Genomic DNA, 22,823 nt, shown 5'->3' with positions numbered 1-22,823 from the left:
CGTCAATGCCGGGTCTCGCCGGGCATCCGGGACTGCCACCTGAGACCGGGATGTGAGACGCTGGCCCCACAACACCAGATCGACGAGTCACCGAGGAAGCCGGGAAGAGCCGGCACGGTCGCGCCACTGTGAAGTGCACACGCTGCACGAAGTCAGGAACTCGCCTCGTCACCCACATCGAGACGCGCAATCTCGAGAAAGGGCATGCGGCATGCACATTGCCGAAGGCTTCCTGCCAGCCACCCACTGCATCGCCTGGGCGGCCGTCTCCACCCCCTTCGTGATCCACGGCGCCAAGGCCGTCATCGAGGAATCGAAGAAGAGCCCCGAGAACAAGCTGCTGCTCGCCGCGGCCGGCGCGTTCACGTTCGTGCTGAGCGCCATCAAGCTCCCGAGCGTCACCGGTTCCTCCTCCCACCCGACCGGCACCGGCGCGGGCGCGATCCTGTTCCGGCCCCCCGTGATGGCCTTCCTGGGCACCACGGTGCTGCTCTTCCAAGCGCTGCTCCTCGCCCACGGCGGCCTCACCACCCTCGGCGCCAACGTGTTCTCCATGGCGATCGCCGGGCCGTGGGCCGGCTACGGCATCTGGGTGCTCCTGCGCAAGCTGGGTGCTGGGATGAGCGTCGGCGTGTTCTTCGCCATGGCGATCGCCGACCTGACGACCTACGTCGTCACGAGCGCGCAGCTCGCGCTCGCCTACCCCGACCCCGACCTGCTCGGCGCGCTCGGCAAGTTCGCCGGGGTGTTCGCGCTGACCCAGATCCCCCTCGCCATCGCCGAGGGCATCGTCGGCGTCCTGCTGTTCCAGTTCCTGCGCAAGGTCGCCGCCCCGGCGCTGGCCGCCCGCAAGCTGATCGACGCGCCCGCGAAGGAGGCCGCCCATGTCTGAGACCACGACCACCCGCACCCAGGGCCACCGGACCAATCCGGTCACCACCGCCCTGCTCCTCGTCGCACTGTTCGCCGTGCTCGCCTTCTCGTTCGTGGTCGCGCCCCGGCCCGACCACCCCGACGAAGAGGCCTTCGGCGGCACCGACGCCCAGGTCACCGCCATGCTCGAGGAAAATGGCCACGAGCCGTGGTTCTCGCCGATCTTCGAGCCGGGCTCCGGCGAGATCGAGTCGGGCCTGTTCGCCCTGCAGGCCGCGCTCGGCGCCGGCGTGGTCGGCTATGCCCTGGGCAACCTGCGCGGCCGCAAGGCAGCCCGTGACGAGTCTGCGGTCGAGAAGCCCGAGACCGTCGGCTGATGCACCTGCACGCCCTGGACGACGCCGCCTGGGATTCCCCCTGGCGGCGCGTCCGGGTCACCGAGAAGGTGGCGCTGTCGGGGGCGCTCGTCCTGACCGCACTGGTCGGCCCGGCCTGGCCGGTCAGCCCCCTGGTGGCCGTGGCCTCGATCGCCCTCGCCCTCGGTTCGGCCCGCATCCCGGTGCGCGCGCTCGGCTACGCGATGGCCGCGCCGCTGACATTCCTGGTCATCGGCGGGGTGTCCGTCGCCCTCGTGCTGGGCGGCGTCCCCTCGACCGACGCCTGGACCCTCGGCCCCCTGTGGGCCGATGCCGCCAGCGCAACGCGCGGGCTGTCGGCCTTCGCCCACGGGGTGTCCGGCACCCTCGCCGTGATGCTGCTCGCCACCACGACACCCATGGTCGACCTGTTGGGGTGGTTGCGCCGCCTGGGCATCCCCGCACCCCTGGTCGAGATCGCCTCGCTGACCTACCGCCTGCTGTTCGTGCTCCTGAGCACGGCGATCGCCCTGCACGCCGCCCAGACCGCCCGGCTCGGAAACAGCCACCGCGGCCTGGCACGTTTCACCTGGGGCCTGCGCAACGCAGCCAACACCATGGGAACCCTGATCATGCGCACCAGTGACCGCACCCTGCGCCTGCAGGCCGGGTTGGAGGGCCGCGGGTACGTCGACGACCTGCGCACCCTCGCGCCGGCCCACACGACCTCGCGGTCGTTCCTCGTCATGGCCGCCTGCGTCGTCGTCGGCATCTGGGCCGCCTGGGCCCTGTTCTGGTGGGTGGCGTGATGCTCCGGGCCCGCGACCTCGTGGCCGGCTACCCGGCCCGCCCACCCGTCCTCACCGGCGCGCAGTTCAGCCTGCCCGACGGGGGCCGCCTGGCGCTGCTCGGGGCCAACGGGTCGGGGAAGACGACCCTGCTGCGGTGCCTGTCCGGAGCCCACCGGCCCACGGCAGGGGCCGTCCTGCACGACGGTGTGCCCCTCGACCACACCCGCGCCGCGCTGCGCGCCCACCGCAGCGCCGTGCAGTTGGTGCTGCAGGATCCCGACGACCAGCTGTTCAGCGCCGACGTGGTCGGCGACGTCAGCTTCGGGCCCCTCAACCAGGGCTTGTCGGACGCCGAGGCGCGCGAGCGCGTCGACGAGGCCCTCGACCTGCTGTCGATCACCCACCTGGCCGAGCGCGCCACCCACCAACTGTCATGGGGCGAACGCAAGCGCGTGGCGCTGGCCGGGGCGGTCGCCATGCGCCCGAGCGTGCTCCTGCTCGACGAGCCCACCGCCGGGCTCGACCCGGTGGGGGTCGCCGAGACGCGGGCCACGCTCGAGCTGTTGCACTCCCGCGGAACGGCCTTGGTGGTGGCCACCCACGATGTCGACTTCGCGCTGGCCTGGGCCGACGAGGCGGCCGTGGTGTGCGCCGGCGAGGTCACCCAAGGGCCGAGCGCTGAGGTGCTCGCCGACGCAGCGCTGCTGGTCCGCGCGCGCCTGCTCTCCCCGTGGCCCCTGGCCCTCGCCGCGCGGCTGGGCCTGCCGGGTCGCCCCCGCACTCTGGACGACGTCGCGACGCTCCTTGACGCAGGGCTCAGCGGGAACAGGACCACTGGGTGACCGCGCGCAGGGGCGTCCAGCCCAGGAAGCGGCCGATGGGTTCGGCGACTTCAACGCCGAGCCGGGCCAGCTGCCCGCCGTGGGCACGGAAGGCGTCGACCAACAGCGCCTCGGTCTCCACCGTGACGCCGTGCACGACGATGCGTCCGCCGGGACGCAGCGCGGCCCACGCCGCGTCGATCACGCCGCTGGTCGCCCCGCCACCCACGAACACCGCATCGGGAGCGGGGAGCGAGCCGACCAATGCCGCGGCGTCCCCCTCGAGGATCTCGACGGCACCGGGCGCGAGCCGCTCGACGTTGCCGCGGGCGCGCGCGGCCCGCTCGGGGTTGCGTTCGAGCCCGATCGCGCGGGCGCCCAGTCCGGCGCGGGCCCACTCGATCGCCATGGCGCCCGAACCGGCACCGATGTCCCACAACAGCTCACCGGGGTGGGGGCGCAGGAACGCGAACGCGCTGGCCCGCTGGTGCCGCTTGGTGATCAGCCCGTCGTGCTCGAAGGCCTCGTCGGGCAGGCCGGGCGTCGCGCCCCAGTCGTCATCCACGCGCTCGACCCTAGCTGTCCCCCCTGCACCGAGGAGAACCTGATGAACCCAGCCGAACCCGGCACCGTCACACTCGTGGGCGGCGGTCCTGGTGACCCCGACCTGCTCACCGTGGCCGGGCTGCGGGCGCTGCAGGCGGCCGATGTGATCTACACCGACCACCTGGCCCCCGACGTGACCGACCTGGTGCCGCCGGGCGTCGAGGTCGTCAACGTGGGCAAGACCCCCCGCGGCCCGGGTACGCCCCAGGACGAGATCAACGCCCTGCTCGTGGCGGCGGCGCAGGCCGGGAAGCGGGTGGTCCGGCTCAAGGGCGGCGACCCCTACGTGTTCGGCCGCGGCGGGGAGGAGGCCCTCGCCTGCGCCGAGGCCGGCGTCCCGGTGCGGGTGGTGCCGGGCGTGACATCCGCCGTGGCGGGGCCGTCGCTGGCCGGCGTCCCGGTCACCCACCGCACCTTGTCGCAGGGGTTCACGGTGGTGTCGGGGCATGTCCCTCCCGGTGACCCGCGCAGCACCCTCGACTGGGAGGCCCTCGCGCGCGTGCAGACCACGCTGGTCATCCTGATGGGCGTTAAGCACCTCGCTGCGATCACCGACGCCCTCACGCGCGGCGGTCTGCCCGCCGCGACGCCGGCCATCGTCGTCGCCGGGGCATACCGACCCGACATGCAGGTGGTCCGCGGAACGGTGGCGACCATCGCTGCCGACGCCGAAGCCCGCGGCGTCCGACCGCCCGCCATCACGGTGATCGGGGACGTGGCCGGTCTGGACCTCAGCGCGCTGCCAACCAGCTGAGCACGCCGGCTACGTCGGGGACGGTTGCGAGGCCGGCCGGCAGCTCCGGGCGCCGGACGACCACCACGGCCACGCCCTCCTCAGCCGCCGCGTCGAGCTTGGCTGCGGTGTGGTCGCCGCCAGAATCCTTGGTGACCAGCACCCCGATGCCCTCCGACGCCAGCAACGCGCGCTCCTCCGCGAGCGCGAACGGGCCGCGGTCGGCCAGGATCCGCCAGCCGGGCCGGGTGGGCAGCCCGGGATCCTCCGCGACGCGGGCGAGAACGTCGGGCAGCGCGGCGTAGTGGGGCAGGGGCTGCCGGCCCACGGTGAGCAGCACCCGGCCCCGCCCGGACGCCACCCGCGCGGCTGCGTCGTGGTCGGTCACCCACAGCCAACTGTCCGCGTCAGGGTGTGTCGACCAGCCGGGGCGATCGAGCCGAAGCACGGGCGTCCGGCTCGCGGCGGCAGCGGCCACGACGTTGCGCGTCATCCGGGCGGCGAACGGGTGCGTGGCGTCGACCACCGCCCCGATGCCGTGGCCGACGAGCCACGACGCGAGCCCCTCGGGGCCGCCGAACCCGCCGGTGACCACCCCCACCCCGCCCGCGCGGGCCTCGGCGGTGCGCCCGGCCACCGACGTCGTGACGTCATGCCCGGCCTGCACCAGCGCGGCGGCCACGGCCGCCCCCTCGGCCGTCCCACCCAGCACCAGCACACGCATGGGCCCCAGCATGGCAGGGTCGCGGCGGAGAGCGCGCGAAGGGGCCCAGCGGAGGGCCGAGCGGAGGGCGCGGCGCAGGGGTACGGCGCTGGTAGGGTGAGCGGCGCGCCCCGCGGCGAAGTCGGTGTGAATCCGACACTGTCCCGCAACGGTGAGCCCCTTCGAGGCAAGTCCGGTCGCCCGCGTGACGCGCTGAATTCCACATCGACGCGAAGGACGTACGAGTGAGCCGTGGCAGGGGCCTTCTCCTGGGGGTGGCCGTCGACGCGCTGGTGGGGGACCCCCGCCGCTTCCATCCGGTCGCCGCGCTCGGGCGCTGGGCGTCCCACGTCGAGTCGCGGGTGTACGGCGACTCCCTGCCCCGGGGCGCAGCGTTCACCGCGATCACCGTCGCCCCCATCGTCGCGCTCGGCCTGGCCGCCGAGGCGGTGGGACGCCGCCACCCGGTCGCGCACACCCTGTTGACCGCGGCCGCCACGTGGGGGTGCCTGGGCGCCCGCTCCCTCGTCGTCGAGGGCACGACGATGGCCGCCCGCCTCGACGGCGCCGACCTGGCCGCCGCCCGCGCCCAGTTGCCGAACCTGTGCGGCCGCTCCCCCGACCACTTGGACGCCCCCGAACTCAGCCGCGCAACCGTCGAGTCGCTGGCAGAGAACGCCAACGACGCCGTGGTTTGCACCCTGTTCTGGGGCGCCCTCCTCGGCGTCCCGGGGATGCTCGGCCACCGGGCGGTCAACACCCTCGACGCGATGGTCGGCCACCGGTCACCGCGGTATGCGCGGTTCGGCACCGCGTCCGCGGTGCTCGACGACGCCCTGGCCTGGGTTCCCGCCCGGATCACCGGCGCGCTGGCCTGCCTGGCTGCGCCCCTGGTCGGTGGGTCGGCGTCCGCGGCCTGGCGCACGATGCACCGCGACGCCCGCGACCATCCGAGCCCGAACGGCGGCTGGTGCGAGGCGGCATGGGCGGGGGCCCTGGGCGTCCGGCTGGGTGGGGCGAACACGTATGGCGACCGCGTCGAGGTGCGCGGCACCCTCGGCGAGCCGGACGCCCCGCAACCCGGGGCGTCCGAGGTGCGGCGCGCCGCCCAATTGGTCGGGTGGGTGGTCGCCGCCGCGACCCTCGGGGCCGCGCTCGCAGCCGTGGCCCAGGGACGGGTCGGCCACCAGCTCTCCGGGAGGCCGCGGTGACCGGGATCCTCATCGCCGGCACCTCCTCGGACGCCGGCAAGTCGCTCGTCGTCGCCGGCCTATGCCGAGCGCTGGCCCGCCGCGGGATCGACGTGGCGCCGTTCAAGGCGCAGAACATGTCGAACAACTCGGCGGTGTGCGCCGACGGCTCCGAGATCGGCAGGGCCCAGTACCTGCAGGCCCAGGCGGCGGGCATCGAGCCGTCGAGCCTGCTCAACCCCGTGCTGCTGAAGCCGGGCACCGACCGACGCAGTCACGTGGTGGTTCGGGGGCGTCCCGCCGGCACGCTGGAGGCCGGCGAGTACGCCACCGGCCGCGCCCACCTCGCCGAGGCGGCATTTGACGCCTACCGCGAGCTGGCTGCGACGCACGACCTGGTCGTGGTCGAGGGGGCGGGCTCGCCTGCCGAGGTGAATCTGCGCGAGCGCGACTACGTGAACATGGGTCTGGCGGCCGAGCTCGGTTTGCCCGTGGTCGTGGTCGGCGACATCGACCGCGGCGGGGTGCTCGCCTCGATCTTCGGCACGTGGGGCATCCTCGAACCGACAGACCGGCGCCGGCTGGCGGGGTACGTCATCAACAAGTTCCGCGGCGATCGGTCGGTCCTCGAGCCGGGGTTGGCCGACCTGACCCGCCGCACCGGCCTGCCCTGCCTGGGTGTGCTGCCGTGGCTGCCCGACGTGTGGCTCGACGGCGAGGACGCCCTCGAGGTGGCCCGCTGGGGTGCCGTCTCCCCGGATGGGGATGTCAGCTCGCTGAGTGTCGCGGTGGTCCGGCTGCCCCGCATCTCCAACGCCACCGACGTGGACGCCCTGGCCCGGACCCCGGGCGTCCACGTGGAGGTGACCACCGACCCGGCCGTGTGCGCGGCGTCCGACTTGCTGGTGCTGCCCGGGACCCGCGCGACCGTCGACGACCTCGTCTGGCTGCGCGAGCGCGGCATCGCCGACGTCGTCGCGCGCCGCCACGCCACCGGACGCCCCACCCTCGGCATCTGCGGCGGCTACCAGATGCTCGCCGAGGCGATCACCGACGGGGTCGAGTCGCGGGCGGGGACGCTGCCCGGGCTGGGGGTGCTGCCGGTCGCGGTCCAGTTCGGCACCAAGGTCACCGCGCGCACCACCCACCCCTGGCGGGGGCTCGACGTGCCGGGCTATGAGATCCACCACGGCTCAGCGCGGGTCACTGGCGTGGCCGAGCCGTTCCTCGACGGCTGCCGCGTGGACGCCACGTTCGGGACGCTCCTCCACGGGGCGTTCGAGCACCAGCCCTTCGCGGACGCCTTCCTCACCGAGGTCGCCTCGCTCGTCGGGCACGACTGGGTGCCGACCCCGCACCCCACGCACGACGAAGCGCGCGAGGAGATGCTCGACCGCCTGGCCGACGCGATCGAGGAGCATGTGGATGTCGAAGCCACTCTCGACCTGATGCGCCCCACGCATCACGTCGGGAGCGACCCGGCCACCACCCGCGCGCGCCGCACCCAGCCCCGGCTGATCGTGAACACCGGGCACGGCAAGGGGAAGTCGTCCTCGGCGTTCGGCACCGGCCTGCGCGGGTGGGCGCAGGGCTGGTCGATCGGGGTGTTCCAGTTCGTGAAATCGGACAAGTGGCGCACCGGCGAGCGCGCCGCCTACGAGGCGCTGGTCGCGCACCACGCCGCGACGGGCGAGGGCGGCACGATCGAGTGGCACACGATGGGTGCGGGCTGGACGTGGCTGCGCTCCTCGGCCGACGTCGACCAGGCCGAGCTCGCCCGTCAGGGCTGGGCCGAGGTCGCCCGCCGACTGGCCGACCAGAAGCACGACCTGTACATCCTCGACGAGTTCACCTACGCGCTGGCGCGCGGCTGGGTCGACCTCGAGGAGGTGCTCGCCACGCTCGCCACGCGCCCCGGCCTGCAGCACGTCATCATCACCGGACGCGACGCTCCCCCAGCCCTGCTGGCGGCTGCCGACCTCGTCACGTCGATGGACAAGGTGAAACACCCCTTCGACACCGGGGCACGCGGGCAGGCGGGCATCGAATGGTGAGCCTGCCCCGTCTCGTGGTCGCCGCCGCCGCCTCCGGCTCGGGGAAGACCACGGTCGCGTTCGGCCTCATGGCCGCCCTGCGCGACCGCGGGCTCGCGGTCGCACCGGCCAAGGTCGGCCCCGACTACATCGACCCCGGATACCACGGGCTGGCCACCGGCCGCCCCGGCCGCAACCTCGACGCCTGGCTGTGCGGCGAACACCGGCTCACGCCCCTGTTGCTGCACGGCGCTCGGGGGGCCGACGTCGCCGTCATCGAGGGCGTGATGGGGCTGTACGACGGCAAGCTCGGGCCCGTCGATGGACGCCGCGGCTTCGGTTCGACGGCCCACGTCGCCCGGCTGGTCGAGGCGCCCATCGTGCTCGTCCTGGACGCCGCCCACGCCTCCCGCACTGTCGCCGCCGTCGCACACGGGCTCGCTACCCATCCCGATGCTCCACGCGTGGCCGGCGTGATCCTCAACCGCGTGGGCTCCCCCCGAGCGGTCGCCGAACTCACCGACGCCCTCGACCAGGTGGGGCTGCCGCTGCTGGGCGCCCTGCCGCGCACCGACAGCCTGGTCGTCCCGTCGCGCCACCTCGGGCTGGTGCCCGCGGCCGAGCGCGAGCAGGCCGCCGCCGTCGTGGCGTCAGCCGGAGCGTTGGTCGCCGAACACGTCGACCTCGACGCCGTCCTCGCCGCGGCCCACGAGGCCCCCGACCTCCCCGGCCCGGCCTGGGACCCCACCTCCGAGGTCACCGCCGTGCCCGGACGCCCCCGCATCGCCATCGCGGCCGGCCGGGCCTTCACGTTTCGCTACACCGAGACGACCGAACTCCTCGAGGCCGCAGGCTGCGACGTCGTCGGCGTCGACCCCGTCACGGACACCACCCTCCCCAACGGCACGTCCGGCCTGTATCTCGGCGGCGGGTTCCCCGAGGTGTTCGCAGACGAGCTGGCCCGCAACACCGAACTGCTCGGACACGTGCGGGACGCCGTGATGGCGGGGCTGCCCACCTACGCCGAGTGCGCAGGGCTGCTCTACTTGGCCCGCACCCTCGAGGGACGCCCCATGGCCGGTGTCCTGCCACTCGATGCCCGCATGGGGGCCCGCCTCACCCTCGGCTATGCCGAGCACACGCCGGACGCCGACGCACTCGCCGCGCGGGCGGGAGAGACGTACCGCTACCACGCCTTCCACCGCACGGTCGTCGACCCAGCCGACGCCGAACCCCACCTGGACCCGACCGTGCAGGCCAGCTACCACCACGTCCACTGGGCCGGACACCCCGCCTGGGCCCAACGGTTCGCCGCAGCCGCAGCCACCCACGCGTGGGCCGGGCGATGAACGTCGACCTGCGCCACCACGGAGACGCCGATCTCGCCCCGGGCCTGGTCGACCTCGCTGTGAACGTGCGTCCCGACGCGCTGCCGCCGTGGTTGTCAGAGGCGATCACGGCCGACCCCACCCGGTGGGCGGCCTATCCCGACGCCGGCCCGGCCCGTGCGGCGCTGGCCGCACGCCACGGCGTCCCGGTGTCGATGGTGCTGCCCACCGCGGGCGCGACCGAGGCCTTCGCCCTCGTCGCGGCCGGGCTGCGGCCGCGACGTCCGGTGGTGGTGCACCCGCAGTTCACTGAACCCGAAGCCGCCCTCGCCGCCCTGGGGATCCACGTCCGGCGCCACCTGGCGCCTGCCCCCCGGTTCATCCTCGACCCCCGGGCCATCCCCGCCGACGCCGACCTCGTGGCCGTGGGCAACCCCACCAACCCGACGGGGGTCCTCCACCCCGCCACCACCCTGCAAGCCCTGCGTCGGCCCGGCCGCGTCGTCGTCATCGACGAGGCGTTCATGGACTTCGTGCCCGACGAGAACGCCTCCCAGATCGGCACCGACATGGACGGGATGCTGGTTGTCCGATCCCTCACGAAGATGTGGGGGCTCGCGGGCCTGCGCGCCGGCTACGTCGTCGGCGACCCAGCCCTCATCGCGCGGCTCGCCGAAGCCCAACGCCCGTGGTCGGTCTCCACGCCCGCGCTCGCCGCCATGGTGGCGTGCTCCACCCCCAGGGCCAGGACCGAAGCCGCAGACGCTGCCCACCACTGCGCCACGCAACGCGACGCCCTCGTCGCATGCCTCGAGGGCGCCGGATTCCCGGTGGCCGGGGAACCCCAGGCCCACTTCGTGCTCGTGGACACCCACACACTCGGCCCGCACTCAGCACGACTCAGCCTCGCTGCAGCCGGATTCGCCGTGCGTCGCGGTGAAACCTTCCCCGGCCTCGGCCCCACCTGGATCCGCGTCGCCGTACGGGACCATCCCACCACACGCCACTTCGTGGCCGCCCTCCAGCGCGCCACCCCTGCCGCCACACCATCACCACGTTGACTACACCCCCGGACAACCTGACACGAATCGTGAACGCGTGCGCCACCTACAAGACCGATCGACCAGCAGCCACAGCGTGATCGGCTCAATGAACGAGTTCACCCACCTCGCCAGCCACCACCGTCACGAACTCAGTGTGAACGCCGACCTCGTCGCCGTGTCCGCCCGGTTGGATCGCACACCGTGCGGCCCGCTCTTCAAACGGCATGTCACACCGGTCGAAGAGCTGAAAGCCCTCTTGAGCTAGCCGTCACCCAAGGACCAGGAGCTTGCGAAGGGTCTCACTCACAGCTGGCGTAGCTGAGCAGCCAACGAACCAAGTTGGTGCGCGACGATGTCAATGATCAGGTCCGGATTGACCCGGAAGTACTCGTGCACCGCGACATTGCGAAGCCCGGCGATCGCCAGAATGTCTGCAACACGCTCGAGTTCGGACCTGCTCACACGCGAACCGCCTCAGCCATCGCCGTCTGTGAAACACCATCCCGCAGCAAAGAGTCGGCCACCACATCCACACGGCGCGTTCGCTCCTGCTGATGTGCCGTGTCGGCCCGGGGGGTGGCCTCTCGACGTGATTCGTGGTGACGGGTACCGTCCGGGAGCATGGCGAACCAAGATCCGGGCCCGACCTCGGTGAAGCCGCTGTCGCCGGCCACCTGGCCTCTCTTCGACGCGCTGGTGGAGCGGCACAACGGCATCTTCAGTGGATGCTGGTGTGTCTGGTTTCACCCCGATTGCGACGAGAAGGGGAAGTCCTACCAGGGCAATCGAGACTTGAAGAAGCGGCTCGTGGAGGAGGGTGTCGCGCACGCGGCGCTGGTCGTGCGCGAAGGCGAGGACGGCGAGGAAGCCATCGCCTGGGCGGAGTTTGGGACCCCGGAGGAGTTGCCGAACATCCACCACAAGAAGCAGTACCTCACCGACCTCAGCGCTGCGAACGAGGACGAGCCCGACTACCGGATCACCTGCATCTTCGTGGACAAACGCTTCCGGGGGCACGGGCTGGTCACGGTTGCTCTCGAAGGTGCACTCGAGATGATCGCCCACGCCGGCGGCGGCGTGGTCGAGGGATACCCTCACATCCCGCGCACCGACAAGCCGACCTCCTCTTCGTTCTTCTACAACGGCACCCGTGCGGTGTACGAGCGTGCCGGGTTCGAGTTCATCCGTGCCAAGGGCCAACGCAACACGGTCATGCGGCGCGTGGTCGCTCCCGCCAATCGGGAGGGATGATCGGGGCTCGGTACGACCATCCCGTGAGCGGTGACGGACGTGCGTGCATGTCAGCGCCCCCAGGCGGAGGCCGGCCGTTCGATGGAAGGGCGACAAAATCGTTCGAGGCGCCGGGAACCGGGTCCGGCGACGCGCTCCCAGGCCGCGTCGCGATGGCCGTTCTGCTGGGCGGCTTGCCGGATCTGCTGGCGCAACTCAGCGAAGTAGTCCTTGTTCGGGTCGTGCTCGAGGACCTGCACGTCCTTGGGTGACCACCACATGCCGAGGAACAACGGGTAGGCGCACACGAAGTTGTGGCCGTCCCGGCGGGCCGGGACCGGGCGGGAGTGGCGGACGCTGATCAAGTACGGATAGCCGAACTCCCCCGGGACCCGCCCATCGTCCGCGCGTTCGCTGCGGTTGGGCTGCTGGTGAGCGGGCATCCGACTCACCTCCCCACCGTGATCGAGACAGCCCCCGCAATGAGCGGACGGGCCTGCTTGTCTCGGGCGACCCCGTTGGGGCTCGGTGCGTCCACCCGCTCCCACATCGGTGGTGCCAGCGCCTCGTCGACCGACAGCTCAACGGGCTGGGTCGCCTGCAGGATGTGCTCCGACGCGGTGAGCACCCGCTGTCCGGTTGCCTTGAGTACGTCCTCCACGCTGGGGCCGTCGGGCCGCGCCGCTTCGTGTACCCAGCCGGCGACGTAGTTGAACGTGTACTGCGAGGTGTCCACGCCGTGGGCGGCCATCACCATGAACGCCACCGACTCGGCTTCGACCTCGACCACGCCGCGGCACGCGAATGGCTCACGCGCCTCCGGATGATGCAGCAGGACGTGACCCGCTTCATGGGCGAGCGTCTTCACCGCTTGGGCCTCGTCCACGTCAGCGCGAACCCGCACCTCACGGGTGCTGAAGTTGGTGAGTCCGTTCGCGCCTCCGCAATCCCCACGCGTCACCGCATAGCCCTGGCCCTCCACCAAGGCTTGCAGGGAGGCCCACAAACCTGAGGGTGCCTCCCCGGAAAGGAGCGTCGCTGTCGGTTGCTCCGGAAGCGGCTCGCCGTCGGTCTGGGACACGTCGAACACCGACACCGGCTTCACCCCAACCACCTGCACCTGCTGGACGGGCCTGCCCTCACTGCCGCGCACCGGGTTGCCCTCCGGATTGAGCAGTGGCTCGCGTCGGGTGACCGGCCCGTACACCTTGATGGCAGTCTCGCCGCGCCGGACCTGGCGTCCCTTCGCCTGCCAGGCGCGGTAGCCGGCCACCATCGTGGCGTCGGGCCGCTGCGCCCAGATCAACAGGGTGTTGTTGAACGAGTAGTGGTGGAAACTGTTCGCGAACCGCAGCCACCTCGTCCACTCGCCCGTGGACGCCAGCGCGCCAACCTTCTCGGCCAGTTGGGCGTGCATCGCCTCCAAGGTCGCCCGCCGCGCCGCCTCCGCCTGCTCCGGATCGAAGCTCGACCGCCCCTCTCCGCGAGCCGCTCGGTACACCTGCCCGCCATCGTCCGTGTTCATCGCGTGCCCCCAGGGACCGACGTGGGGACGCTCGTCCGTTCACCGTCGGCCAAGCCGGCTTCGCGGACGGCGTCCATCCCCAACCGGTCAACCTCGGACCGCCAACGGCGCACCCAGATAGGAGCTACCAGCACAGCAGACGCAAAGCAGATGAGGCTGACCACGATCGACCAGCGCTGTTCCGCCGCCTGCTGCACCACTGCGATCACCGAGACGAGGACCAGCCATGCGGTGTACGCCCGCCGCAAGCCCGGGTGCCGGTGCGCCACCCAGGACAGCGGAGTGACGACGATCAAGGCTGGCCAGCAAGCCGCTTCCACGATTGCGGTCCACGTCCGCTTTGTGACTGAGCGTCCCCGCTCGGCGGCCATGCCAGCCGCCAGGTCTTCCACGGTGGCTCCCCCAGACTGGATTGCGGGCGCCCACCCTGCAGTGACCAAGACCTCTCGCTGTCGGGGGAATTCGACGCGCAGCCGAGGGTCGTCGTTCACCCAGATGGTGGGCTCGTTGCGACCCCGCAGTCCAGGCACCAGACCTGCTGCAGCTCTGATCACCTCCCGCTCCCCCACCGTGGGCGTGCGTGCACCAGCCAAGACGCGCCACACCGACGTCCGAGTCGCAACGACGCCGAGGATGACACTGCTGACCAGCCACACGGGCAAGGCGAGCGCATCGATCCCACTCGCAACGCCGACCAGCAGGAGGCTCCCGACCAGCGCGAGAAGCCGGGCCCGCAGGTACACCCAATGCCAGCTCATGACGCCGCCGCCCTCTCCAGCGCGCCTTCGCCGGCGTGCACGCGGCGGCGCAGCCTGCCGACCTCTCGGAGGCCGATGTCGCCACACCAGGCGGACGCCTCGGTAGTGCTGAGGCCGAACTCGTTGACCAGCCGATCCAGCGCCTGCCCGGCCGCGAGCTCGCACCGCTCCACCTCCGCATCGCGCGTGGCGATCAGCACCATCACGTTCTCAGCCAGCTGCTCCATCAGCCGCTCTCGGTCCGCGCGCTCGGCGCGCAACCTCGCCCTGGTCGCCGCTGCCGCCTTCCGCGCCGTTTCCCTAGCGGTCTGTCGCTCAGCCATCAGTACGTCCCTCCTGGATCAGCTCCTGCTACCTCCCTATGCGCAGCAACACCCCCTTCATGGACATCCAGCCACGCCTCTTCAAACCACCCGCCCCCGACCCACACTCGACTGACCGCCACCTGCACGCTTCACCACCCCACGTCCAACCCCGATTCCAGCCACCCCATGTCGTACACACCTCTTGCATTCCGGCGTCGAAGGTGGCGAATCGCATCTGCTGCGATGTCCTTGGACACCCCTTTCGTGCGCATAGGGGGGTGTGACGGCGTCGGTGCAGAAGATCACCGCCGGGTCGGGGTATGAGTACCTGACCCGGAACGTCGCACGCCTGGACGGCACCCACGAGGCCCGCCCCTCACTGGCGTCCTACTACACCGAGAAGGGTGAGACCCCCGGACGGTGGGTCGGCACCGGCCTGTCAGGCCTGGAACTGCTCGCCGAGGGCGACCCGGTCACCGCCGAACAGATGTGGAACCTGTTCGCGGTCGGCTACCACCCGCTGGCCGAGCAGATGCAGGACCGCGCCGCCACCCGGCCGGACAGCACCCCGGCGCAGATCGAGGCCGCCGGACGCCTGGGCAACCCCTTCAAGACCTACAACGACGTGAACCCCTTCCGCGTCGAGGTGGCCCGCCGACTAGAGGCCATCAACACCGCTGCCGGACGCCGCCGCGACGCGGCCCTGCCTGCCGAGATCCGCGCCCGGGTCCGCACCGAGGTGGCGGTCGAGATGTTCCTCGACGAGTACCACCGTCCACCCCGGGACGCCCGCGAACTCGCCGGCCACGTCGCGCGACTTTCCCGCCAGCAGACCACCGCTGTCGCCGGTTTCGACATCACCTTCTCCCCGGTCAAGAGCGTCTCCACCCTGTGGGCGCTGGCCGACCCAACGTTGGCGGCGCGGATCGAGCAGGCCCACAACCAGGCTGTCGCCGACGCGCTCCGCACCATCGAAACCACCGCCCTCTACACCCGGTTGGGGGCCGGCGGGGTGCGGCAGGTCGACGTCCGGGGCTTGATCGGGGCGGCGTTCACCCATCGCGACTCCCGCGCCGGCGACCCGGACCTGCACACCCATGTGGCGATCGCGAACAAGGTCCAAACCGTCGAGGACGGCCGCTGGCTCGCCATCGACGGACGGGTCCTGTTGAAGGCCATCGTGACGATCTCCGAGACCTACAACACCGCCCTGGAACGCCACCTGAGCGAGGCGATCGGCGTCCAGTTCGAGGCCCGCCCACGTGCGGACGGACGGCGGCCGGTCCGGGAGATCGTCGGCGTCGACCCGGCCCTGAACGCGCTTTGGTCCACCCGGCGGCAGCGGATCGAGACCCGCCGCGCCGAACTGGCCCGCACCTTCCAGCAAGCGCATGGGCGTCCGCCCTCCCCGGTCGAGGCGATCGCCCTGGCGCAGCAAGCCACCCTCGAGACCCGCGACGCCAAACACGAACCCCGCAGCCTCCCCGAACAGCGCACCACCTGGCGCGCCGAAGCACGCGACGTCCTGGGCTCCGATCCCGCAATCGACGCCATGATCCACACCGCGATCGGCCAGCGGGACCAGCCCGGATTCACCCCAGACGAGACTTGGATCAGCGCCACCGCGCGCACCGTGCTCGCGACCGTCGAGGGGTCACGGTCCACGTGGCAGCGCTGGCACGTGCACGCCGAAGCACTGCGCCGGATCCGGGACGCCAACGTTCCCAGCGACCTCATCGAACCAACCGCCCACCGCATCACCCAGGCCGCCCTCACCACGCTGTCCATCCCGCTGGTCCGGCAGCACGACGGCGTCGCCGAACCCCGCGTGTTGCGCCGCGCCGATGGCACCAGCCAGTACACCGTCGCCGGCGCCGACCTGTACACCAGCCGCCGCATCCTGGCCGCCGAACAAGCCCTCGTCGACGCCGCCGGCCAGTCCGACGGGTTCACCGTCACCCCCGCGCACGTGGCGGTCGCCCTGGCCGAATCCGCCGCCAACGGCACCATGCTGAACCCCGGTCAAGCCGCGCTCGTCGAGGCCATGGCGACCAGCGGCCGCAAGCTGCAGGCCGCCATCGCCCCCGCCGGATCGGGCAAGACCACCGCCATGCGCACCCTCACCCAAGCCTGGACCGACGGCGGCGGCACCGTGCTCGGCCTGGCCCCCTCCGCCGCCGCGGCAGCCCAACTGCGCGACCAGACCGGCGCCACCACCGAAACCCTCGCCAAACTCGTCTGGGACCTCCACCACGGGCACGCCGCCGCCTTCGCGGCCATCGGACCGACCACCCTGGTGATCATCGACGAAGCCGGGATGGCCGACACGATCACCCTCCACACCGCCGTCCAACACGTCCTCGACCGCGGCGGCAACGTCCGCCTGATCGGGGACGACCAGCAACTCGCCGCCATCGGCGCCGGCGGCGTCCTACGCGACATCGAAGCCACCCACGGCGTCCTCCGCCTGGACGAACTCGTCCGCTTCCAAGACCCCGCCGAAGCCGCCGCCTCCCTCGCCCTCCGCCAAGGCCGACCCGAAGCGCTCGGCTTCTACCTCGACCAACAACGCGTCCACGTCGGCGACCTCGCCACCCTCACCGACGACGTCTTCAACGACTGGCTCCTGGACCGGCAAGCCGACCGCGACGCGATCATGCTCGCCCCCACCCGCGAACTCGTCGCCGACCTCAACATGCGCGCCCGCACCCGCCGCCTCAACGGCCAACCCGCCGGGGTCGAAGTCATCCTGGCCGACGGCAACACCGCCAGCGCCGGCGACACGATCATCACCCGCACCAACAACCGCCAGCTCCGCACCAGCGCCACCGACTTCGTCAAGAACGGCGACCGTTGGACCATCCTCGCCGCCCACCCCGACCGCGGCCTGCACGTGCAGCACACCCGCACCGGCCGCACCGTCGTGCTGCCCGCCAGCTACGTCACCGAGGCGGTCGAGCTCGGCTACGCCAGCACCATCCACACCGCCCAGGGCATCTCGGTCGACGTGAGCCGCGGCCTCGTCACCGGGGAGGAGTCCCGGCAGCTGCTGTACACGATGATGACCCGCGGCCGGCAGGCGAACCACGCCTACCTGACCGTCGTCGCCGACGGCAACGAACACTCCACCCTCGCCCCCGAGACCCTCAACCCGCTCACCCCCACCGACATGCTCGAAGGGGTCCTCGCCCGCGACGACACCCCCCTGTCGGCCAGCACCCAAGCGCGGATCGCCGCCGAACCACGGACCCAACTCGCGACCGCGGCCGCCCGCTACGCCGACGCCATCATGGTGGCCGCCCGGCACACCGCCGAGCCGGATATGGAGCGCCACCTCACCCGCCGGGTCGAGGACCTCCACCCCGGCCTCACCCGGTTCGATGCCTGGCCCACCCTGCTCAACCACCTCTTCCTGATCGCCGCCGGCGGCAAGGACCCCCTCCACGTGCTCAGCGAGGCTCACGGCAACACGTTGCAGGGCGCCCACGACCCCGCCGCCGTCCTCGCCGCACGGCTCGACACAACCACCGGCCGCGGACCCCTCCCGTGGCTGCCCGGCCTGCCCCACCAACTCGCCCACCATCCCCAATGGGGCCCCTACCTGACCGCCCGACGCACCCTCGTCACCCAGCTCGCCGATCAGGTCGGCCAGCAGGCGCTCGCCGAGCCAACCGCCCCCGCGTGGGTCGCCCACGGCACCTGGACGCCCTCGACCAACACGATCTGCGACGTCGAGGTCTGGCGAGCAGCCACCAGCGTCGACCCCACCGATCTGCGACCCACCGGCGAGCGCCAACACACCGCCGCCGCGCTGCGCTACCAGACCCGGCTCGACCGCCGCCTGCACGACGACCGCTCCCCCGCCCTCGCCGAATGGGGTCCCCTCCTCCGCGACCTCGCGCCGACCCTCAGCACTGACCCCTACCTGCCCCAACTCGCCCGCCGGCTGGCCCACCTGTCCAGCCAACGCGTCGCTGTCCGCACGCTCCTCACCGCCGCCGTCGACGCCGGCGTCTTGCCCGACGACCACCCCGCCGGCGCCCTGTGGTACCGGCTCAGCCGGACCCTCGACCACGCCCAGCGCACCGCCCCCGGCCACACCGCAGGGCGCTGGCTACCCGCCCTGCGCGCCAATTTGGGTGAGCAGGCCGACACCTACCAGGCCAGCCCGTGGTGGCCTGCCCTGCTGGACGCCGTCGAGCACGGCCTGCAACGCGGATGGGCCCTCGACACCCTGCTCGACCACCCCCACCAGACTTGCGACCAACTCCTCGACCACGTCGCCCGCCTCGTCGGCAGCTACGAGCCCGACCACACCAGCCCCGAGCCCACCGCCCAGCCGGACGACCTGTGGGAGGACTACATCCCCAGCAACCCCATCCACGTGCCCACCCCCACCGAAGCCGCGCCTCCAACCGAACCAGCCGAGGGGCCATCCAGCGATGACGCGGCTGCCGCCTGGGACGACAACAACCTCACCATCGAAGCCCTCATCCGCGAAACACTCCCCGCCCCCGAACTCACAGCCGCCGACTTGGCGCTTCAGCTCGCCCACGCCGACCAATGGCGCGAAAGCCCGGTCGACCAACACCGACTCGAACACGTCAACGCGCTCGCCACCGACTACTACACGAGCTGCCTCGAGCGGGCCCGCGGCTGGCCCCGCCGCTACCTCGCCGACCGCTTCGGTCTCGACTTGGTCGGGCACCCCACCATCCGGCCCGGCTACGCACCCGCCGGCTGGACGAACCTGGTCACCCACCTGAAGGGACTCGGCGTCACCGACACCGAGATGCTCACCGCCGGCGTCGCCGCCCAAACCCGCGACGGGCGCCTCATCGACCGATTCCGGGACCGGATCGTGCTGCCCATCACCCGCGACGAGGTCGTGCTCGGCTTCGTCGGACGCCGCAACCCCACCCGCACCGACGACGACCAGGCCGGACCCAAGTACCTCAACACCCCCGAGACCCCGCTGTTCCACAAGGGCAACCAGCTCTACGGCGCGACCGGTCTGCTCGCTGACCCACACCGGATTCCCGTCCTGGTCGAAGGCCCCTTCGACGCCCACGCCGTCACCCTCGCCAGCAACGGCCACTACGTCGGCCTGGCTCCCCTCGGCACCAGCCTCACGCCGACACAGGCCGCGCAACTCGCTGCTCTTGGTCGGACGCCGATCGTTGCCACCGACGCCGACCCCGCCGGACGCCTCGCCGCCGAACGGGACTACTGGCTCCTCACCCCGCACGGACTCGACCCCCACTACGCGACCCTCCCCGCCGGCGCCGATCCGGCCCAACTGCTCCAACAGCAGCAAGTCCACGTGCTCCTCGACGCCCTTCACCACGCCCGACCGCTGGCTGACACCCTCATCCACGAACGGGTCACGAACCTCGCCACTCCCCACGCAGCGACCGAAGCCCTCGGCGTTCTCGCTGCCCAACCAGCCGCACGTTGGGAAGCCGGCGTCCACCACCTCTCCGGGGAACTCGACCTGCCACCGAGCTTCCTGCGCAGCGCCCTCAAGCAGCACATCCACGCCTGGAACGCCGACCCCCGCCACGCCGCCGACCAGCAGCTGGGCCGGCTCTCCGCGGTCAAGACACGACTCCTCCCCCAACAGGAAACCGTCACCTCTACCCCGCTGATGGACGCCCGACACGAACGAATCCCCACCACAGCGCGACGAGGACCAGGAGTCCGCCGCTGAGCCTGACCTACACTCACCCCAACCCCACGGAGTCCCCCATGCCCCCCACCACCACCGCCCTCATCGCCACACTGATCGGCACCGCCGTCGGCCTGTGGATACGCACGCGCCTCAACACACTCAGCTACCGCTACCCCGACGAACACGATCGGCCCCACCCCGGACAGCGGTGGTGGGTCCCCGTGGTTCTCGCTCTCGCGTTCGGCGCCATCACCTGGCGCCACCACAACCTGGGCCAGCCCGAAAACCTGCTGTTCCTGCTCCCCATGGCCGCCTACTGCGTGTGGGTCTCCGCGATCGACCTCGACGTCCACCGCATCCCCTTCAAGACCACCCTGACCACCGCCGGCCTGCTGATCATCGGACTAGGAGCCGCCGCGCTCTGGCAAGGCTCCGAACTCCTCCTGCGAGGTGCGTTTGGCGGCTTGGTCGCCTACCTCAGCTTCTGGCTCCTCAACCGCGCCAGCCGCGGCGGCCTCGGCATGGGCGACGTCCGCCTCGTAGGCCTCATCGGCGTCACCTCCGGAGCACTATCCTTCTGGACCCTGTGGTGGGCCATCGCATTCGCCGCGTTTGCCGCCGCCGCGTGGGCCATCATCAGGCGTCCGACTACACGCGAAGCCTACGGGCCATGGCTGGCCTGCGGGTGGCTGGGGGCCGTCGTCCTCCTGACTCCCTAGCCGAGTACGCCTCGGCCGAGCGCTCCCACTGGCCTTCGCGTGCGCCACCTCGGGCGATAGCGGCACGGCTGCCCGTTGGCAAAGCGCACGGAGCAGGTCCACCTCAGCGAGCGAGGAGTACGTTCCGCACGTGGGCTCGCTTGTCGCTTATGCAGAGGGACCGCCTCCGAGGAACGTCGGGGATTCGCCGATCCCGCAGCCGCTGAGCTTCGTAGCGTCCCCACACACCGATCTAGACCTCCACGACGCCGCCCTCGAGCCCCGCACCATTGGTGAACACTCCCTCCCCACCCGGGGTTCTCCTGTGGGCGCCCGCTGGCTCCAGCGCCCCAACGCATCGTGAAAGACCGCACCCCAGCCGAGCTGTTCGACGCCCTGCTAACCTCCAGGAATCGCCTCCTTTGCAAGGACTGCTGGGAACCACCGCGCCGTTACCGCCCTACATTTGGGCGCCGTCGACCTGAGTTGGACCTCTGGTGGCGGCTTTGGGTGTCCTAGTGATTATCGGACCTAGTCACCGAAGGTTGGTTGGCTCGTTTGGGGCACTAACCAGGCGGTAGGATCGTGCGGGTGAGCCCGTTCCTGCGGAAGGTGAAGACCGCTTCGGGGGCGACGGCTGTGCAGATCGTGGAGAAGAAGCACGGGGTCCGCACGATCCTGGAGCACTTGGGCTCGGCGCACGATGAGGCCCAGTTGGCGGCCTTGTTGCAGGTGGGGCAGGCGAAGCTCCACGCGAACCAACCCCTGCTGGACCTACCGACCACGGGTGGCGTGCAGGCCGGGTCGGCGGTGATCGAGGGCAAGCAGTCGAAACTGCTCGTGGACGTGGTGCATGCCTCCTGGCGTCGGCTCGGGTTCGACGTGATCGAGGATGAGGCGTTCTTCCAGCTGGTGTTGGCCCGGCTGGTGGAGCCGACCTCGAAGGTGGACAGTCTGCGCGTGGTGGCCGACCTCGGCGTCGCTGCGGTGCACCTGTCCACGGTGAAGCGTTGCTTGAAACGGTGTGCTGACAAGGAGTACCGCAGCAAGGTCGCCCACGCGTGCTTCCAGCACGTGTGGACCGACCAGGGTGGGGACGTGTCCCTGCTGATGTACGACGTGACCACGCTCTACTTCGAGACCGACACCGAGGACGACCTCCGCAAGGTGGGGTTCAGCAAGGAACGCCGGGTCGATCCGCAGATCGTGGTCGGTCTGCTCGTGGACCGGACCGGGTTCCCGCTCGAGATCGCCTGCTTTGAGGGGAACAAGGCCGAGACCGGCACGATCATCCCGGTGGTCAAGGCGTTCCAGGAGCGCCACAGCGTGGCCGACATGGTCGTCGTCGCGGATGCGGGCATGTTGTCGACTGCGAACCTGGAAGCCATCGACGAGGCCGGATTGCGGTTCATCGTCGGCTCCCGCGTCACCCGCGCCCCGCACGACCTGGCCAAGTACTTCCACTGGCACGGCAATGCCTTCGCTGATGGCCAGGTCATCGACACCATCACCCTGCGCCGGCAGAAGACTGATCCCGACCAGGTGAAGACCCGCGCCGAACCCACCTGGACACCCCAGACGCATCCGGCGGCGTGGCGCGCCGTCTGGCAGTACTCCCACAAGCGGGCTGCCCGGGACCGCAAGACGTTGTCCGCACAACGGGAAAGGGCGGTCGCGATAGTGGACGGAGTGCGGCCGGCGAAGAAGGCCCGGTTCGTGAAGACCACCGGCCAGACCGCCAGCCTGGACGAGGCATCGTTGCAACGTGCCACCGACCTGGTTGGTTTGAAGGGCTACGTCACCAACATCACCGCCAGCACCATGCCCGCGGCCGAGGTCATCAGCAGCTACCACGACCTGTGGCAGGTCGAGCAATCCTTCCGAATGAGCAAGAGTGACCTGGCTGCCCGGCCCATCTACCACCGTCTGCGCGACTCGATCGAGGCACACCTGACCATCGTGTTCGCCGCACTCGCGATCGCCCGCGACCTGCAAGCCCGCACCGGCTGGAGCATCAAGAGGATCGTCCGAGCACTACGCCCCCTGCAACACGTCACCATCACGCTGGCCGGCCAACAACTCCAAGCCGAGCCCGTGATCCCCGACGACATCGCCGAAATGCTTGCCCGCGTGGGTCACTAAAGAGGTCCAACTCAGGT

19 protein-coding genes, 1 pseudogene and 1 riboswitch are annotated in these 22,823 nt (G+C 71.3%); of the genes and pseudogenes, 13 read left to right on the top strand and 7 right to left on the bottom strand.

The features are described 5' to 3' along the window. Nucleotides 1–211 precede the first annotated feature (211 nt). The 4 genes from AC5YDV_RS15435 to AC5YDV_RS15420 are packed head-to-tail and all read left to right on the top strand — an operon-like array spanning nt 212 to nt 2,862. The gene (locus AC5YDV_RS15435) at nt 212–892 is read left to right on the top strand and encodes an energy-coupling factor ABC transporter permease (protein ID WP_496192521.1); all 681 of its coding nucleotides are present in this window, start codon (nt 212–214) and stop codon (nt 890–892) included. Further along, nucleotides 885–1,250, top strand: coding sequence for an energy-coupling factor ABC transporter substrate-binding protein (locus tag AC5YDV_RS15430; RefSeq protein WP_496184362.1), 366 nt, complete (start codon nt 885–887; stop codon nt 1,248–1,250). The genes AC5YDV_RS15435 and AC5YDV_RS15430 overlap by 8 nt, the downstream gene beginning before the upstream one ends. Beyond that, nucleotides 1,250–2,038, top strand: a complete 789-nt coding sequence (gene cbiQ / locus AC5YDV_RS15425; RefSeq protein ID WP_496184361.1) for a cobalt ECF transporter T component CbiQ — start codon at nt 1,250–1,252, stop codon at nt 2,036–2,038. Before AC5YDV_RS15430 ends, cbiQ begins: the two co-directional genes overlap by 1 nt. Continuing rightward, the gene (locus AC5YDV_RS15420; protein ID WP_496184401.1) at nt 2,023–2,862 is read left to right on the top strand and encodes an energy-coupling factor ABC transporter ATP-binding protein; all 840 of its coding nucleotides are present in this window, start codon (nt 2,023–2,025) and stop codon (nt 2,860–2,862) included. Before cbiQ ends, AC5YDV_RS15420 begins: the two co-directional genes overlap by 16 nt. Here AC5YDV_RS15420 and cbiT read toward each other — a convergent pair. Then, nucleotides 2,837–3,406, bottom strand: a complete 570-nt coding sequence (gene cbiT / locus AC5YDV_RS15415) for a precorrin-6Y C5,15-methyltransferase (decarboxylating) subunit CbiT (protein WP_496184360.1) — start codon at nt 3,404–3,406, stop codon at nt 2,837–2,839. The genes AC5YDV_RS15420 and cbiT overlap by 26 nt on opposite strands. Nucleotides 3,407–3,448: 42 nt before the next feature. Here cbiT and cobA point away from each other — a divergent pair, with 42 nt between their 5' ends. Continuing rightward, nucleotides 3,449–4,201, top strand: a complete 753-nt coding sequence (gene cobA, locus AC5YDV_RS15410) for a uroporphyrinogen-III C-methyltransferase (protein WP_496184359.1) — start codon at nt 3,449–3,451, stop codon at nt 4,199–4,201. On the opposite strand, the gene AC5YDV_RS15405 is transcribed toward cobA, so the two are convergent. Next, nucleotides 4,179–4,904 carry a cobalt-precorrin-6A reductase gene (locus AC5YDV_RS15405; RefSeq protein ID WP_496184358.1) on the bottom strand — a complete coding sequence of 242 codons (726 nt, stop codon included), beginning with the start codon at nt 4,902–4,904 and terminating at the stop codon, nt 4,179–4,181. The two genes, cobA and AC5YDV_RS15405, sit on opposite strands and share 23 nt — an antisense overlap. A 72-nt stretch (nt 4,905–4,976) precedes the next feature. After that, a riboswitch (cobalamin riboswitch) is annotated at nt 4,977–5,102 on the top strand. Nucleotides 5,103–5,128: 26 nt separating this feature from the next. On the opposite strand from AC5YDV_RS15405, the gene cbiB reads away from it, so the two are divergent. From cbiB to AC5YDV_RS15385, 4 genes and pseudogenes are all read left to right on the top strand, one after another. Beyond that, nucleotides 5,129–6,094 carry an adenosylcobinamide-phosphate synthase CbiB gene (cbiB, locus tag AC5YDV_RS15400; RefSeq protein WP_496184357.1) on the top strand — a complete coding sequence of 322 codons (966 nt, stop codon included), beginning with the start codon at nt 5,129–5,131 and terminating at the stop codon, nt 6,092–6,094. After that, nucleotides 6,091–8,127, top strand: coding sequence for a cobyric acid synthase (locus AC5YDV_RS15395; RefSeq protein WP_496184356.1), 2,037 nt, complete (start codon nt 6,091–6,093; stop codon nt 8,125–8,127). The genes cbiB and AC5YDV_RS15395 overlap by 4 nt, the downstream gene beginning before the upstream one ends. Beyond that, nucleotides 8,121–10,495, top strand: a pseudogene (gene cobBC, locus AC5YDV_RS15390) (bifunctional hydrogenobyrinic acid a,c-diamide synthase/histidinol phosphate aminotransferase CobBC). Before AC5YDV_RS15395 ends, cobBC begins: the two are co-directional and overlap by 7 nt. A 37-nt stretch (nt 10,496–10,532) precedes the next feature. After that, nucleotides 10,533–10,742, top strand: a complete 210-nt coding sequence (locus AC5YDV_RS15385) for a DUF6933 domain-containing protein (protein ID WP_496184355.1) — start codon at nt 10,533–10,535, stop codon at nt 10,740–10,742. A gap of 38 nt (nt 10,743–10,780) precedes the next feature. On the opposite strand, the gene AC5YDV_RS15380 is transcribed toward AC5YDV_RS15385, so the two are convergent. Then, a complete protein-coding gene (locus AC5YDV_RS15380) occupies nt 10,781–10,939 on the bottom strand; it encodes a HepT-like ribonuclease domain-containing protein (protein WP_496184354.1) in 159 nt (52 codons plus the stop codon). Between the two features lie 159 nt (nt 10,940–11,098). On the opposite strand from AC5YDV_RS15380, the gene AC5YDV_RS15375 reads away from it, so the two are divergent. Beyond that, entirely contained in the window at nt 11,099–11,728 is a 630-nt protein-coding gene (locus AC5YDV_RS15375) for a GNAT family N-acetyltransferase (RefSeq protein WP_496184353.1), read from the top strand. Nucleotides 11,729–11,778: 50 nt separating this feature from the next. On the opposite strand, the gene AC5YDV_RS15370 is transcribed toward AC5YDV_RS15375, so the two are convergent. The 4 genes from AC5YDV_RS15370 to AC5YDV_RS15355 are packed head-to-tail and all read right to left on the bottom strand — an operon-like array spanning nt 11,779 to nt 14,313. Beyond that, entirely contained in the window at nt 11,779–12,150 is a 372-nt protein-coding gene (locus tag AC5YDV_RS15370; RefSeq protein WP_496184352.1) for a hypothetical protein, read from the bottom strand. 5 nt (nt 12,151–12,155) lie between these two features. Next, nucleotides 12,156–13,232: an ArdC-like ssDNA-binding domain-containing protein gene (locus AC5YDV_RS15365; RefSeq protein ID WP_496184351.1), complete on the bottom strand. Its 1,077-nt coding sequence runs from the start codon at nt 13,230–13,232 to the stop codon at nt 12,156–12,158. Continuing rightward, nucleotides 13,229–13,990 (bottom strand): hypothetical protein, encoded by a 762-nt coding sequence (locus AC5YDV_RS15360; protein ID WP_496184350.1) that lies wholly within the window; start codon nt 13,988–13,990, stop codon nt 13,229–13,231. Before AC5YDV_RS15360 ends, AC5YDV_RS15365 begins: the two co-directional genes overlap by 4 nt. Then, nucleotides 13,987–14,313 (bottom strand): hypothetical protein, encoded by a 327-nt coding sequence (locus AC5YDV_RS15355; protein WP_496184349.1) that lies wholly within the window; start codon nt 14,311–14,313, stop codon nt 13,987–13,989. Before AC5YDV_RS15355 ends, AC5YDV_RS15360 begins: the two co-directional genes overlap by 4 nt. 274 nt (nt 14,314–14,587) lie before the next feature. Between AC5YDV_RS15355 and mobF the strand changes: the two genes are divergently transcribed. From mobF to AC5YDV_RS15340, 3 genes are all read left to right on the top strand, one after another. Beyond that, complete coding sequence (mobF, locus tag AC5YDV_RS15350) at nt 14,588–20,005, top strand: MobF family relaxase (RefSeq protein WP_496192520.1); 5,418 nt, start codon at nt 14,588–14,590, stop codon at nt 20,003–20,005. A 38-nt stretch (nt 20,006–20,043) separates the two neighbouring features. After that, nucleotides 20,044–20,685 (top strand): prepilin peptidase, encoded by a 642-nt coding sequence (locus AC5YDV_RS15345; protein ID WP_496184347.1) that lies wholly within the window; start codon nt 20,044–20,046, stop codon nt 20,683–20,685. Nucleotides 20,686–21,255: 570 nt separating this feature from the next. Then, the gene (locus tag AC5YDV_RS15340; RefSeq protein WP_496184346.1) at nt 21,256–22,806 is read left to right on the top strand and encodes an IS1634 family transposase; all 1,551 of its coding nucleotides are present in this window, start codon (nt 21,256–21,258) and stop codon (nt 22,804–22,806) included. Nucleotides 22,807–22,823: the final 17 nt, after the last annotated feature.

The sequence above is a fragment of the Propioniciclava sp. LT432 genome, assembly GCF_059515965.1.
This window is presented reverse-complemented; position numbering and strand designations above follow the sequence as displayed.

Coding starts and splice junctions, on each gene's coding strand:
- AC5YDV_RS15430 (WP_496184362.1), top strand. CDS start 885: ATGTCTGAGACCACGACCACCCGCACCCAGGGCCACCGGACCAATCCG.
- cbiQ (WP_496184361.1), top strand. CDS start 1,250: ATGCACCTGCACGCCCTGGACGACGCCGCCTGGGATTCCCCCTGGCGG.
- AC5YDV_RS15345 (WP_496184347.1), top strand. CDS start 20,044: ATGCCCCCCACCACCACCGCCCTCATCGCCACACTGATCGGCACCGCC.
- AC5YDV_RS15365 (WP_496184351.1), bottom strand. CDS start 13,232: ATGAACACGGACGATGGCGGGCAGGTGTACCGAGCGGCTCGCGGAGAG.
- AC5YDV_RS15355 (WP_496184349.1), bottom strand. CDS start 14,313: ATGGCTGAGCGACAGACCGCTAGGGAAACGGCGCGGAAGGCGGCAGCG.
- AC5YDV_RS15375 (WP_496184353.1), top strand. CDS start 11,099: ATGGCGAACCAAGATCCGGGCCCGACCTCGGTGAAGCCGCTGTCGCCG.
- AC5YDV_RS15435 (WP_496192521.1), top strand. CDS start 212: ATGCACATTGCCGAAGGCTTCCTGCCAGCCACCCACTGCATCGCCTGG.
- AC5YDV_RS15405 (WP_496184358.1), bottom strand. CDS start 4,904: ATGCGTGTGCTGGTGCTGGGTGGGACGGCCGAGGGGGCGGCCGTGGCC.
- AC5YDV_RS15360 (WP_496184350.1), bottom strand. CDS start 13,990: ATGAGCTGGCATTGGGTGTACCTGCGGGCCCGGCTTCTCGCGCTGGTC.
- cobA (WP_496184359.1), top strand. CDS start 3,449: ATGAACCCAGCCGAACCCGGCACCGTCACACTCGTGGGCGGCGGTCCT.
- AC5YDV_RS15370 (WP_496184352.1), bottom strand. CDS start 12,150: ATGCCCGCTCACCAGCAGCCCAACCGCAGCGAACGCGCGGACGATGGG.